This window comes from Thalassospira profundimaris, assembly GCF_003326755.1.
Lineage (GTDB): Bacteria > Pseudomonadota > Alphaproteobacteria > Rhodospirillales > Thalassospiraceae > Thalassospira > Thalassospira profundimaris_B.
The window spans coordinates 26404-39707 of record NZ_JPWH01000006.1; the positions used below are offsets into that span (position 1 = coordinate 26404).

General features: G+C 51.2%; 11 protein-coding genes. 6 read left to right on the top strand and 5 right to left on the bottom strand.

Features of this window, described 5'->3' with window-relative positions; all coding sequences use genetic code 11:
• Positions 1–34: 34 nt before the first annotated feature.
• The 4 genes from TH25_RS08705 to moaB all read right to left on the bottom strand — a co-directional run bounded on the left by TH25_RS08705 (position 35) and on the right by moaB (position 4368).
• A complete protein-coding gene (locus tag TH25_RS08705) occupies positions 35–1180 on the bottom strand; it encodes a DNA alkylation repair protein (RefSeq protein WP_114088046.1) in 1146 nt (381 codons plus the stop codon).
• A 198-nt stretch (positions 1181–1378) separates the two neighbouring features.
• Positions 1379–2470 carry a methyl-accepting chemotaxis protein gene (locus TH25_RS08710; RefSeq protein WP_114088047.1) on the bottom strand — a complete coding sequence of 364 codons (1092 nt, stop codon included), beginning with the start codon at positions 2468–2470 and terminating at the stop codon, positions 1379–1381.
• A 472-nt stretch (positions 2471–2942) separates the two neighbouring features.
• Positions 2943–3713, bottom strand: a complete 771-nt coding sequence (locus TH25_RS08715) for a sulfite exporter TauE/SafE family protein (protein ID WP_114088048.1) — start codon at positions 3711–3713, stop codon at positions 2943–2945.
• Between the two features lie 121 nt (positions 3714–3834).
• Complete coding sequence (moaB, locus tag TH25_RS08720; RefSeq protein WP_114088049.1) at positions 3835–4368, bottom strand: molybdenum cofactor biosynthesis protein B; 534 nt, start codon at positions 4366–4368, stop codon at positions 3835–3837.
• Between the two features lie 423 nt (positions 4369–4791).
• On the opposite strand from moaB, the gene TH25_RS08725 reads away from it, so the two are divergent.
• From TH25_RS08725 to TH25_RS08750, 6 genes are all read left to right on the top strand, one after another.
• Positions 4792–6744: an acetoacetate--CoA ligase gene (locus TH25_RS08725; RefSeq protein WP_114088050.1), complete on the top strand. Its 1953-nt coding sequence runs from the start codon at positions 4792–4794 to the stop codon at positions 6742–6744.
• A gap of 535 nt (positions 6745–7279) precedes the next feature.
• Positions 7280–8299, top strand: coding sequence for an amino acid ABC transporter substrate-binding protein (locus TH25_RS08730; RefSeq protein ID WP_181847502.1), 1020 nt, complete (start codon positions 7280–7282; stop codon positions 8297–8299).
• Between the two features lie 111 nt (positions 8300–8410).
• The gene (locus TH25_RS08735; protein ID WP_114088051.1) at positions 8411–9607 is read left to right on the top strand and encodes an amino acid ABC transporter permease; all 1197 of its coding nucleotides are present in this window, start codon (positions 8411–8413) and stop codon (positions 9605–9607) included.
• 1 nt (position 9608) lies between these two features.
• Positions 9609–10712 carry an amino acid ABC transporter permease gene (locus TH25_RS08740; protein ID WP_114088052.1) on the top strand — a complete coding sequence of 368 codons (1104 nt, stop codon included), beginning with the start codon at positions 9609–9611 and terminating at the stop codon, positions 10710–10712.
• A 17-nt stretch (positions 10713–10729) separates the two neighbouring features.
• Positions 10730–11512 (top strand): amino acid ABC transporter ATP-binding protein, encoded by a 783-nt coding sequence (locus tag TH25_RS08745; protein ID WP_114088053.1) that lies wholly within the window; start codon positions 10730–10732, stop codon positions 11510–11512.
• Between the two features lie 138 nt (positions 11513–11650).
• A complete protein-coding gene (locus TH25_RS08750; RefSeq protein ID WP_114088207.1) occupies positions 11651–12481 on the top strand; it encodes an ABC transporter ATP-binding protein in 831 nt (276 codons plus the stop codon).
• A gap of 28 nt (positions 12482–12509) precedes the next feature.
• On the opposite strand, the gene TH25_RS08755 is transcribed toward TH25_RS08750, so the two are convergent.
• Entirely contained in the window at positions 12510–13274 is a 765-nt protein-coding gene (locus TH25_RS08755; RefSeq protein ID WP_114088054.1) for a DeoR/GlpR family DNA-binding transcription regulator, read from the bottom strand.
• Positions 13275–13304 lie beyond the last annotated feature (30 nt).

Below are 13304 nucleotides of genomic sequence, written 5' to 3' on the forward strand. Positions count from 1 at the left end.
TTGCCAGAGCATAAGTAAGGCCCGTGCCGGTATGCTATTGCATCTGCAAGTCAAAATGCGCCATTGCCACGGAATTGCCGTTTACCAGCACTTCGATCAAATGCTGTCCCGGATAATATTTTCGGGTCGTAATTTCGTATATCCGATGGCTGCGCGTCAAACTCACACTTTCACCCGCTTTAAGGCGCAGTTTTTTCCACTTGAATACTTTAGGCGACAAGCTGCCATTGGCCTTGCGATGATGAATGGCATAATCAATCACCAAGTCCCGCGTTTTCTTTTCATCATTCTTCAGATCAATCGAAAAGGCGATTTCCTGGCCCATTGCAATTGCAGCATTCTTTAAGCGTACCGACGATGCCACCACCCGGACCGGGCCCAAACCCAATGCACGTAACGTCCCCTCATGCCCCTGCTTCACCAGGCTGCGACAGGCGTGATGCACCAGACGCTGCCGGCTTTTGGGAGCATTATGCAACCAATCCGTCGCAATCTCTGCAACAAGATCAGGATGGTCCTTGGCAATATCATTCAGGTTATTGGCAACAGAACGCCGGACATATTCGGCCCGGTCATCACGCAGGCGCGTTAACAATGCAATGACAGGGGCCGGATTTTCAATAAAAACCGGCAAACGTATTCCCCACGGTAATCGCGTTCGCGTACCTTCCGAAACAAGGCGGCGCACATGGGCATTCGGATCATCCACCCAACCAGATAAAATCGCCAATGTTTGGCCCGTGTGATTTGCCAGGAACGGGCGAATGGCAAACTCGGCACTGAAGCGTTGCGTTAACTGATACAAACTATCCATTGATAATTCGATATTATCCTGACCGTGACGGGCAACATAGTCAGCCATTGGCATGATCGCCCAACCCCGAACACCCTCGCCCGAAACTTCTGATTTTGGATCTGTAATATCGTTGAAATCGCCATCAGGAGCTGGTGCCAGACTTTGATTAATCACTGCAACTGCCCGTGCAAAATCTGTTGGTAAATGCGTACTTAGTGCGTCGAGCACCTGATTGCTGCGCTGCTTTAATTCCAGTACCGCAAGATTTTCTGACGCATCGCGCATAAAACCCGCATCATCAAACTCGGGATAAACACGTAAAATATGCGCCGCCATATCGGCAATCAACGCACTTGAAAACAGGTCTTTGAACGGTGTTCCCATCACAACTTCCCGGTTTTTGTTCCTTTTATGTTCCTACCACCTCCTGTTTTTGAAAACCATCCTCGAAATCGGGACCTGCTGACAGAAACTGACAGCAGGGTTGTCGTCCGGGATCATGGCAGGTTCACCATCTGCCTCTGCCATGAAGCACCGAACATTTTCTTTCAGTCCTTTAGAAGCTTGCAACACTTGCGACAATCAGGCGTCAATACTCTCAAGCTGCCGCTTCCTGCCTACTGAATGAGACACTGAAACGTGGTTTGGAGCTGCACGCAGCGCATTACGCGGTTTCTGGACGATGACACCACGCCATCCCATACCTTCGTAAGTTTCATATCCAGGCGTCAAGGCAAAGGCGACAATGGTGCCATCCTCCAGAAGATAGGAATCCTTGTCATTCTTTCCAAGCTGAAGGATAAATCGTTCTTCGCGACGGCTCATCCCGTCGGATGTTGCAATAACATTGAAATTACGATCCACAATCATCACCCGGGTTCTGGGAGCCTCTTCCTCGGCAAAGCTGACCGAGTTCACCACTGAATCTGCCTGGGTTTCCCAATCAAAGAAGATGCCCATCGCTCCGATGATTTCGCCATCAGCCTCTCCCTCTGCCCGAACCGCAGTTGCATAGGTTGCCGTTGAGCGCCCGCCAAAATGCTGACTGCGTTCGATGTCGGCCACGGCATATTCCGTACCGTCACGGGTTGCCATCGCCTGGCGAAACCAGCTTTCATTACTGACATCCAGCCCCTTGACCCGATAAAGGTCCGGCCTGCCATTGGCGATAACGCGGCCATGACGGTCCGCAACCCATAAATCAAGATAAACCGTGTAGGAATCCAAAATCACGCCAAGGCGTTTTGACGCCCACTGCGCCGCCTGTTGATTGTCCGGATCAGCACATCCATCAACCACGGCGCTATCTGTCGCCCACCAGCGCACATCGCACGACCGTTCATATAAATTCCGGTCAATCAGTTCGATGACATACAGTGCCAAATCAGACAGTCGCGCACCACGCACCATTTGTGCCGTCCCGCGCAAATCGCGGGCTTCCGTTGCAAACAAATTCTGAAGCTCGGTTGCTATTGATGTGACCTGTTGGGAAATACTGTTCACTTCGTTGGCCACTACAGCGAACCCGCGTCCCGCTTCGCCCGCACGGGATGCCTCTATCAGTGCATTCAGCGCCAGTATTTTTGCGGCCTTGGTGACGTTCTGTATTTCGTTGACTTTGGCTGTGGTCAGTTCCGACATCTTTGTCGCAGCATTCAAAATTCTCTCAGGCATGTTATCCCCCAGTTTTTTTTTAAGTTACTGATGGGAAAAGGCTGCTCTCGACTTCCTTGTCGTACACGTCATATTTTTGAAACACATAAAACATCAGTAGAATTATTTCTAAATTATTTCAAATACTTGTCATTAATTTCCAATTCATACAAATATCTATTCCAAACTGTCACAACTCAAAGGCGAAAAATACGTAATACAAAAAGAGCAAAAATATCACGCCACAACACCCTTCACATATACCTATGAAGAGGAAGAAATTCCCCGCACAGCACCTTGATCATGCTGTTCGCCCCCTGGATATGACGCAAGAAACAGAGTCGAAATGGTATTTTTCGACCATAAATCACAATAAAATTCACATTTCTGAAGTTTTGTCGCATCAAATTCAAAAAAAGGCACAACACCGGATGGTGCCATGCCCTACTTGAACGCATTGAATAATTTGTCGCACGATCTTGGCAAACCGGCTTTACAGGATGCCAAAATGACTAAGACCATCCCACAACAGCTTTAACCCGGTGATCAGCAGCAACACATAACAAACACGGTAAAACAGTTGCTGGTTTACCTTGTCATGTGCCCACAGACCAAGCCAGGTGCCCAAAATCGCCACAGGTGCCAAAACCGCTGCCGTTTCGAGATTGGCCCCGTTGAACTGCCCCAAAAACCAGTAAGGGATCAGTTTTACGTAATTCACGACAATAAAAAACATCACCGTCGTGCCAACAAAGACCGTTTTATCCAGCCGCTGGGGAAACAAAAATACCGACAAAGGTGGCCCGCCCGCATGGGCCACAAAACTGGTAAAGCCAGAAATGGTGCCCCAAAAAGTCCCCTTAAGCCAGGTTGCGGAACGCGGCTTATTGCCAGATGACTTGCGCCGCAGCCAGTGATCAAGGGTGAAACCAATCGCGATCAATGCAATCAGTATCTTGACGGCTTCTTCGCTCAGATAGCTAAAGGACAGGGACCCCACCAAAATCCCGATCAGGGCGGCGGGGATCAGGATCATCATATTGCGGCGATCCCAATTTTTGCGATAGGCCCAAACATTGGCCAGATCCATCAAACACAAAATCGGCAACATAATGGCCGCTGCCACCTGTGGCGAAACAGCCAGGGCAATAAGGGGTACCGAAACCACCCCCAGGCCACCGCCAAAACCGCTTTTGGAAACGCCAGCAATTAAAACAGCCGGAATCGCCACCATATAAAAAAATGGATCGCTGATTATTTCCATTATTCTTCCAGTACGTCATTCCCTTATATCCCCCTGCCCCAAAGCCCAAAGACCCACATGTCGCGCCGAAAAGGCAGCAACCAGACCTTTGGACATTTGCCAAGGCAACGAAAATAAAGGGTTATTTTTCAAGCAGGCGCGGCATCAGCTCAACAAAATTGCAGGGCCGATGACGGAAATCGAGCTGATAGACGAGAATGCCGTCCCACGCATCCTTACATGCCCCGTTAGAACCGGGCAATGCAAACATATAAGTCCCGTTCGCAACGCCGGCCACAGCACGGGACTGAACAGTTGACGTACCGATCTTTGCATAAGACAACCAGCGGAACAATTCACCAAATCCCGGTATTTCCTTGTCATAAACCGCTTGATGGGCTTCGGTCGTCACATCCCGTCCGGTTACACCCGTACCACCGGTGGAAATGACCACATCCACATTCGGCGCCAGCGACCAGGCCCGTAATTGCACCACCAACTGCTCAAAATCATCGGGCAGTATTTTACGCTCGATAATTACATGGCCGGCTTTCTCGGCACGTTGCACCAAAATATCGCCCGAACTGTCTGTCGCAAAACTGCGCGTATCGCTCACTGTCAGCAATGCAATATTTACCGGCTTGAACGGCAGGGAAGTATCTATTTTTCCTGGCATCTCGAAACTCCGCAAACAATATTTGCCTGCAGCTTAGCGCTCCATCCCCCGAGTGCAAGCCATTCATGCCACAACAGTAAAAACGGTTCATACGCGCAAGGCTTTTGTTTAACGGTTTTCGGCTCAAATATCCGCTCCCCGTTGCGAACACCCCCATCGAGCTCTAACTGATTCCTGAAACCAGTTTTCATCGAAAATTAAAAAAAAATAAATTCAGTCACATAACCAAATATTTTCACCACGTGCCGGATGAATTAGGACACTTTCCAGAACGTTATTTGGCATTGCACCAGCACTATTCTTGCCGCGCAGCATATTTCGACGTAAAAAAGTGGCAGGGTTATACCGAATTAGCAAAGACAACAGCACCGTGGCTCCCGACAACAGATAACAATATCAACGCAGGAAACAGAGGTATCGACGATGACGGACATTCTTTGGCAACCAGGCCCGGAACGCATTCAAAACGCCAATGTGACGCGTTTTCGTGAATGGCTGAACAGTCGCCACAATCTGCGGCTGGAAAATTTCATCGAACTTTATGACTGGTCAGTGCGCGAGATGCAGGCTTTCTGGCCGGCATTGATCGAATATGCCGGGCTTAAAGCTGAAACCTGGGGCGAAACGGTGCTGGAAAATCCGCATCAAATGCCCGGGGCCAAATTTTTCCCCGAGGCGCGTCTGAATTTTGCCGAAAATCTGCTGCGACGGGACGATCAAAATGATGCCCTGGTTTTCTGGGGGGAAGACAAGGTTAAAACCCGTATGTCGTGGTGTGATCTGAATATCGCGGTATCCAAATTCTCCCAGGCGCTGCGAGCCCAGGGTGTTGCCAAAGGCGACCGTGTTTGCGGCTATATGCCCAACATGCCCGAAACGGTGGTTGCGATGCTTGCCACAGCCGCGATTGGCGCAACCTGGTCTTCCGCGTCGCCTGATTTTGGCGTTCAGGGTGTCGAGGATCGCTTTGGCCAAATCGAACCAAAAGTCATGATCACGGTGGATGGCTATTATTATAACGGCAAAAGCCATGACATCCGCGAAAAAACCAAAGACATCGTTGATCGCATTCCCAGCATCGAAACGGTTGTTATCGTCCCCTATGCCTTTGATGGCACAAACAGTACCAACATTCGCAACGCAATTTCCTATGCCGATTACACCGGCCACTTTGAGGCAAAAAAAATCGAATTTGAACAGGTGGCGTTCAATCACCCGCTTTATGTGATGTTCTCCTCTGGCACCACCGGCAAACCGAAATGTATTATACACGGTACCGGTGGCACGCTGTTAAAGCAGGTTTCCGAACATCTGATGCACTGCGACGTTGCATCGGGTGATCGGGTTTTTTACTTTACGACCTGTGGCTGGATGATGTGGAACTGGCTGATGGGCGGGCTTGCCGCCGAGGCAACCCTCATGCTCTATGATGGCTCTCCTTTTTATCCCAGCGGCAACATTTTGTTTGATTATGCCGATGCCGAAGGCATGACCCTGTTTGGCACATCGGCCAAATATATTGATGCCCTTGCCAAAGCCGAACTCAAACCTCGCGAGACGCATGATCTCTCTTCAGTGCGGGCCATGACATCAACCGGTTCTCCGCTGGCACCGGAAAGTTTCGACTATGTCTATCGCGATATAAAAGAAGACATCCATTTGGCCTCCATCTCGGGTGGGACCGATATTCTGGGCTGTTTTGTGCTTGCCAGTCCGGTGCTGCCCGTGCGGCGCGGCGTTATCCAAACCCGCGCCCTGGGGCTTGCGGTGAATGTCTATGATGACGACGCCAAACCCGTGCTCAATCAAAAGGGCGAACTGGTTTGTACGGCCCCCTTCCCGTCCATGCCTGTGGGATTCTGGAATGACCCGGATGGTCAACGTTATCACGACGCCTATTTTGACCGCTTCCCCAATGTCTGGTGCCACGGCGACTATGTCGAACTCGATGATCAGGGCGGCATGGTCATTTATGGTCGTTCTGATGCAACCCTCAACCCGGGCGGTGTGCGTATTGGCACTGCCGAAATTTATCGCCAGGTTGAAAAACTGCCGGAAATTCAGGAATCCATCGTTATAGGCCAGGAATGGGACAATGATGTGCGCGTCGTTCTGTTCGTTGTTCTAAGCCCCAATTTGATTCTGGACGATGCCCTGAGAGACCGGATCAAAAAGCAGATCAGAAACAATTGTACACCGCGCCATGTCCCGGCAAAAATCGTCGCGGTTGATGACATTCCCCGCACAAAATCGGGCAAAATAACCGAACTGGCAGTGCGGGATGTTGTACATGGACGCAAGGTAAAGAATCAGGAAGCACTGGCAAACCCGGAAGCACTGGATCTATACGCCGACCTGGAAATTCTTCGGGATTAGACATTGCACTGCAATGATTCGTCGAAATCGCATGTGGTCCCCTCATCGAGGGGGCCTCTTTTTTTATCCGAAATGTCGAAAAACCTGTCCTTCACGAAACCATAGAATACCCAGGGGCAAATCATTTCGATTCCGCGTTGCAGAAAAGATCAAAATTTAGACAAATGAAATTTTTGCATTTTTTTCGCGCATATAGCGACATGCTGAAAAAAATTTGGCTCCAGACTACCCAACAAACCTGACCAAAGAGTCAGGAACCTAAGCCACTGATATTAAATTAATAAAATTGATTGACTAATTCCACATCCTGTTCCTGGGCTAATTTGATTACCCAATGAAATGCCGATTTGAGCCAAATGTTACCAACGCGAAATCGACGCACCCATTTTTCACTCTTGACACATATGGTCCTAAAATTCCTTAATTTGGCTGTCCTTACAAAAGGACAGGACAGATATGCCAATTTGGCATGTCTGGGGTGGCATAGAAGTTACCAAAGCCGTTAAAGATGCTTTGCTAATGAGGGAGCTCATAAATGAAAATGAAAACGATCCTGGCCGCTGGCGCAATGTCTGTTGCTGCCATTGCCGCAAACAACGCCCATGCGGGCGCTGTGATTGACGGCATCAAGGCCAAAGGTTTCGTTCAGTGCGGCGTGAATACCGGTCTTCCGGGATTCTCGGCTGCAAATTCGGAAGGCAAATGGGAAGGCCTTGACGTTGATGTTTGCCGTGCCGTTGCCGCAGCACTTCTGGGCGATGCTGAAAAGGTACAATACACGCCGATGACGGCAGCACAGCGTTTCACTGCGCTGCAATCTGGCGAAATCGACATCCTGTCGCGTAACACCACCTGGACTCTGACCCGTGATGCAAAACTGGGCCTGACCTTTGGTGGCGTTAACTACTATGACGGCCAGGGCTTCCTGGTCCCGAAAGCTCTTGGTGTTTCGCATGCAACCGAACTGGACGGGGCAACCGTCTGTGTGGAACCGGGCACAACCACCGAACTGAACCTGGCCGACTATTTCCGCGCCAAGGGCATGAGCTTCGAGCCGGTTGTGATTGAAAACATCAACGAAACCACAGCAGCATTCTTTGCTGGTCGTTGTGATGTTTACACCACCGATGCTTCCGGTCTGGCATCTGTTCGCCAGACAATGGCACCGAACCCGGATGACTATGTGATCCTGCCGGAAATCATTTCCAAAGAACCGCTTGGTCCGGCTGTCGCACAGGGTGACGATCAGTGGGCAGACCTGGTTCGCTGGTCCCTGATGGCAATGATTGAAGCTGAAGAACTCGGCGTTACCAGTGAAAACGTTGACGACATGAAGAAGAGCGAAAACCCGAGCATCCAGCGTCTGCTGGGCGTCTCGCCGGGGATGGGCGAAGCTCTTGGCGTTGACGAAGAATGGGCATACCGCATCGTCAAACAGGTTGGCAACTATGGCGAAAGCTACAAAGCCAACGTAACCGCAAAGCTGGGCCTGGAACGTGGCCTGAACGCTTTGTGGACCGACGGTGGTCTTCAGTACGCTTTGCCGGTCCGTTAATCGACCTGGCCTTCACAAACGAAATGAGCTCCGCCCGCTGGTATGTCTGCCGGGGCGGAGCTTTTCGTTATAGCTTCTGAATATTGGATACAATCTACACCTGAGGCACAGATGAGTAAGACTCAACAGGCCCCGGGGGGTGTCCGTTCCAAAGGCCTCGCCGATTACCTTAATGACGAAAATGTTCGCGCTGTCATTTATCAGATCATCGCGATCGGACTTGTCATATTGGCTGGCTGGTATCTGGTTTCCAATACCCTGGACAACCTGGAACGACAAAACATCTCAACCGGTTTTGGCTTCCTTGACCTGGAAGCATCGTTCGGGATCAGCGAAAGCATGATCGACTATACGCCGAAAAGCACATATGCCACGGCGCTTCTGGTCGGCCTGCTTAACACCGTCAAGGTCGCGTTTCTCGGCATTGTTCTGTGTACCATTATTGGCACAATCTTTGGTATTGCACGCCTTTCATCGAACTGGATCGTCCGCAAACTGGCGGCGATTTATGTCGAGACATTCCGGAATATTCCGGTTCTGCTTCAGCTTTTCTTCTGGTACGCCATCATCCCCGGCGCGTTTCCGGCAGCGCGAAATGCACTGGAACCCATCCCCGATGTCCTGATGACCAATCGTGGCATTTATATTCCGGTGCCTGTCGCCGACAATGCCTATGAATTTATGGGCATTGCCGCCATCCTGGCGTTGATTATCATCTATTTCGTCAAGAAATGGGCCGATAAACGCCTTGATGCCACCGGGCAACCTTTCCCCATTGTCTGGGCCAGCGTCGGTATTTTTGCTGGTCTCGTTCTGGTCGCCTATCTTGCCGGTGGCGCCCCAACCGCAATGGACATTCCGGAACTCAAGGGCTTCAATATTCGCGGTGGCTACAATATCTCGCCGGAATTCCTGGCCGTTCTCATTGGGCTGACGGTCTATACATCAACCTATGTTGCCGAAGTTGTTCGCTCGGGCATCGAGGCCGTTCCAAGCGGCCAGTGGGAAGCCGCCGACAGCCTGGGACTTAAACGCTCGGTATCCCTGCGGAAAATCATTTTGCCGCAATCGATGCGCGTCGCCATCCCTCCGCTGACCAATCAGTATCTGAACCTGACCAAAAACAGCTCGCTTGCTGTTGCAGTCGGTTATCCGGATCTGGTTTCGGTCTCCAACACCACCATGAACCAAACCGGTCAGGCCATCGAGGCAATCTCGATCTATATGGCTGTCTATCTTGGTCTCAGCCTGATCACCTCGCTGTTCATGAACTGGTTCAACAATAAAATGGCATTGGTGGAGAGGTAACATGGCAACAAGTACCCAACTTCCACCCGGCCCAAGTGGCACATCGAGCCAGCGTGCAATTGGCTGGGTGCGCAAGAACCTGTTTAACAGCTGGTTCAATTCCGTCTTGACAATTCTCGCCATTGCCTTTGTCGTCTGGATTGTCCCGCCGATTTTTGAATGGGCCTTTGTCAAAGCCACACTCACCCCTTCCATCGAGGCCTGCCGCGCCGTTTCCGGTGCGTGCTGGGGATTTGTCAACGCCAATTTGCGCCTGATCATTTTTGGGGTATATCCCTATGATGAACAGTGGCGTCCGTTGCTGGCGATGGTCATTTTGCTCGGCATTATCATTGCCAGTCTGGCAAGTGTCAAATACCCGCGCCTGCAAAAGCTTGTCTTGCCAATGTGGGGGCTTGGCATCCCTGCCATCGCCATCCTGATGTGGGGGGGTATTTTAGGCCTCACCTATGTTCAGAACAGTTCATGGGGGGGGCTGCCACTCACCCTGATCCTCTCGACAATCGGCGTCGTTTTCGCATTCCCGCTTGGACTGCTGCTCGCCCTTGGCCGTCAGTCACACATGCCGGCCATCAAAACCATTTCGGTGGTTTATATCGAAGTTATTCGTGGTGTGCCGCTGATTACAGTGTTGTTCATGGCATCTGTCATGTTCCCGCTGTTTTTGCCCGAGGGCGTATCCATCGACAAACTTCTGCGTGCCCAGATCGGGATCATCCTGTTTACGGCGGCCTATCTGGCCGAAGTATTCCGTGGTGGTCTGCAGGCAGTACCGCGCGGCCAGTTTGAAGCTGGTGACAGCCTTGGCCTGTCTTACTGGCAGTCCATGCGCCTTATCATTCTGCCGCAGGCGCTGCGTCTGGTTATTCCGCCCACGGTTAACAGCTTTATCTCGATGTTCAAGGATACAACCCTGGTCGTGATCATTGGTCTGTTCGACCTTCTGGGAGGGGTAAAACTGGCCCTGCGCAGTGACCCTGCCTGGACGAAATACTATGTCGAAGGTTATCTTTTCGCTGCGGCGATTTTCTTCCTGATCTGTTACTCGATGGCCCGCTATTCCGCATATCTTGAAAAAGAATTGCGCAAGGGCGAACGCCGGTGAGGAGAGAGGAAAACAAAATGAATGCTACTGAACTCAACAAAAATGTTGCTCCGCCGCCGTCCGACGAAGACGTGATTACCATTAACAAGGCCAATAAATGGTATGGCAACTTTCACGTTCTCAAGGATGTTGATCTTACGGTCCGCCGTGGCGAACGTATTGTCATTTGCGGCCCTTCCGGCTCGGGGAAATCAACCCTTATTCGCTGCCTGAACCGTCTGGAAGCCTATCAAACCGGTGAAATCACGGTTGATGGCATCCTGTTGGGGGACGATATCAAAAACATCGAAGCCGTGCGCCGCGAAGTCTGCATGGTGTTCCAGCACTTCAACCTTTTCCCGCATATGACCGTGCTGGAAAACCTGACTCTGGCGCCAATCTGGGTTCGCAAAACCTCGAAAAAGGAAGCCGTTGAACTTGCCATGCACTACCTGGAACGTGTGCGCATTGGCGAACAGGCCCATAAATATCCGGGCCAGCTTTCAGGCGGGCAGCAACAGCGTGTGGCCATTGCACGGTCCCTGTGCATGCAGCCGAAAATCATGCTGTTTGACGAGCCAACCTCGGCCCTTGACCCGGAAATGGTCAAGGAAGTGCTTGATGTGATGGTTGAACTGGCAAAAGAAGGCATGACCATGCTGTGCGTGACGCACGAAATGGGCTTTGCCAAGGAAGTTGCCGACCGCGTTGTTTTCATGGATGCCGGCGAGATTGTTGAAATGGGCGAACCCCGTGAATTCTTCGCCAATCCGAAAAGCGAACGCACAAAACTGTTCTTAAGCCAAATTCTGTCTCACTAGACACAAATCCGGCTTTAAACAGTCAAACGGCCCCGGTGAATTCGGGGCCGTTTTTCTTTTTGCACATTTCGTCCTTGCGCCCTGCCCGCCAAGCAGCGACTATCGCGCCATCATTTTATGAATAACACTGATTGCATCATGACATTGCCCAACGATACAGCCCAAAGCCCGGCAAACGCGACCTCGCCTTTTTTGAAGATCAAGGATCTGGTCAAGAAATTTGGCGACACTATCGCACTGGATCATGTCAGCCTGTCGCTGGATCGCGGACAAAAAATGGCGGTCATCGGGCCGTCGGCTGCAGGCAAAAGTGTTCTGCTAAAATGTCTGGCGGGCGTTTATCGCGCCGATAGCGGCAATGTTCTGATCGACGGTGTCAATATTGCAAAAAGCAGTGATAACAACCAGGAAAACTGGGCGGATCGCATTGGCATGCTGTTTCAGCAAAATGCCCTGTTTGACAGCTTGCCGATATGGCAAAATGTGTGTTTTCAACTTATCGAGAATGGCACTCTCGGCCGTAAGCAGGCCAAAGATCGTGCTGTCGAATTGCTTGGCCTGGTCGGACTGGATGCCGACAGTGCGTTATTGCACCCGTCCGACCTGTCTGGCGGGATGCAAAAACGTGTTGGCATTGCCCGTGCCATTGCCAACAGCCCGGAAATTTTGTTGCTTGATAACCCGACGGCAGGTCTGGACCCGGTACTGTCCAATCATATTGAAAACATGATCGACACCATCGCCCGAAAGCAGAACACCACCGTCATTACCGTGACCAACGACATGGAAATCGCCCAAAAACGCTACGATTTTCTGACCATGATGCACGAAGGAAAGGTCTACTGGCACGGCAAACGGGACGAAATCTCTGCTGCGCAAAACGACCACCTGGCACAAATGCTCAAAGGCTCCGCGCAAGGTCCTATTTCCATGCGGACCCGCAATCGCGGCCAGCATCTGGTTGCCTGAAAATCCGCCGCCTGATGCGCGGCTGCAATCAGTCCGCGCAGTAAACCGACAAATCCGCCTGCTCCAGAATACTTTCCCACGATTTTCCGGGGGCAATATCGGTAAACAGGGCGTCCACCTCTGACAGATGGCCCAACCGAACCATTGCCCGTCGGCCAAATTTGGAAATATCGGTACACAGGAATGTCTGGCGGGAATTGGAAATGATGGCGCGCGCGACACGCACTTCGCGATAGTCAAAATCCATCAGGCTGCCATCTTCATCGACACCCGAAATACCGATAATGGCGTAATCAACCTTGAACTGGCTGATAAAATCGATTGTCGCTTCACCGATAATGCCAAAGTCACGCTGACGCACAACACCCCCCGCAATAATCACCTCAAAACCGGGATTGGCCGCACAAATCTCGGCAACATGCAGGTTGTTGGTGATGATTTTAAGATTCTTGTGCTCCGAGAGGGCGCGCGCCACTTCTTCGGTCGTCGTCCCGATATTAATGAAAAGCGATGCACCCTCGGGAATATGCCGGGCCACCAGATGGGCAATCTTGCGTTTCGCCTCCAGATTAAGCACCTGACGATCCGTATAGGCTGTATTTTCTGTTGTTGACAGGCTCGCCGCCCCGCCATGATAACGCGCAATCAGCCCTTCTTCGGCCATTTCGTTAATATCGCGGCGGATGGTTTGCGGGGTAACGTCAAAATGTGTCGCCAGTGCATCGATGGTCATAAAACCGCTAACAGCAACCTTTTCCAGAATTTCGCGGCGGCGCCTGTCCAATTTACCCATTTTCTCTCCGATGCGGCGATGTGACGTTAT

Excerpts from the sequence above, each read along its gene's own strand:
- TH25_RS08705 (WP_114088046.1), bottom strand. The coding sequence starts at position 1,180 with ATGGGAACACCGTTCAAAGACCTGTTTTCAAGTGCGTTGATTGCCGAT.
- TH25_RS08710 (WP_114088047.1), bottom strand. The coding sequence starts at position 2,470 with ATGCCTGAGAGAATTTTGAATGCTGCGACAAAGATGTCGGAACTGACC.
- TH25_RS08715 (WP_114088048.1), bottom strand. The coding sequence starts at position 3,713 with ATGGAAATAATCAGCGATCCATTTTTTTATATGGTGGCGATTCCGGCT.
- moaB (WP_114088049.1), bottom strand. The coding sequence starts at position 4,368 with ATGCCAGGAAAAATAGATACTTCCCTGCCGTTCAAGCCGGTAAATATT.
- TH25_RS08725 (WP_114088050.1), top strand. The coding sequence starts at position 4,792 with ATGACGGACATTCTTTGGCAACCAGGCCCGGAACGCATTCAAAACGCC.
- TH25_RS08730 (WP_181847502.1), top strand. The coding sequence starts at position 7,280 with ATGAAAATGAAAACGATCCTGGCCGCTGGCGCAATGTCTGTTGCTGCC.
- TH25_RS08735 (WP_114088051.1), top strand. The coding sequence starts at position 8,411 with ATGAGTAAGACTCAACAGGCCCCGGGGGGTGTCCGTTCCAAAGGCCTC.
- TH25_RS08740 (WP_114088052.1), top strand. The coding sequence starts at position 9,609 with ATGGCAACAAGTACCCAACTTCCACCCGGCCCAAGTGGCACATCGAGC.
- TH25_RS08745 (WP_114088053.1), top strand. The coding sequence starts at position 10,730 with ATGAATGCTACTGAACTCAACAAAAATGTTGCTCCGCCGCCGTCCGAC.
- TH25_RS08750 (WP_114088207.1), top strand. The coding sequence starts at position 11,651 with ATGACATTGCCCAACGATACAGCCCAAAGCCCGGCAAACGCGACCTCG.
- TH25_RS08755 (WP_114088054.1), bottom strand. The coding sequence starts at position 13,274 with ATGGGTAAATTGGACAGGCGCCGCCGCGAAATTCTGGAAAAGGTTGCT.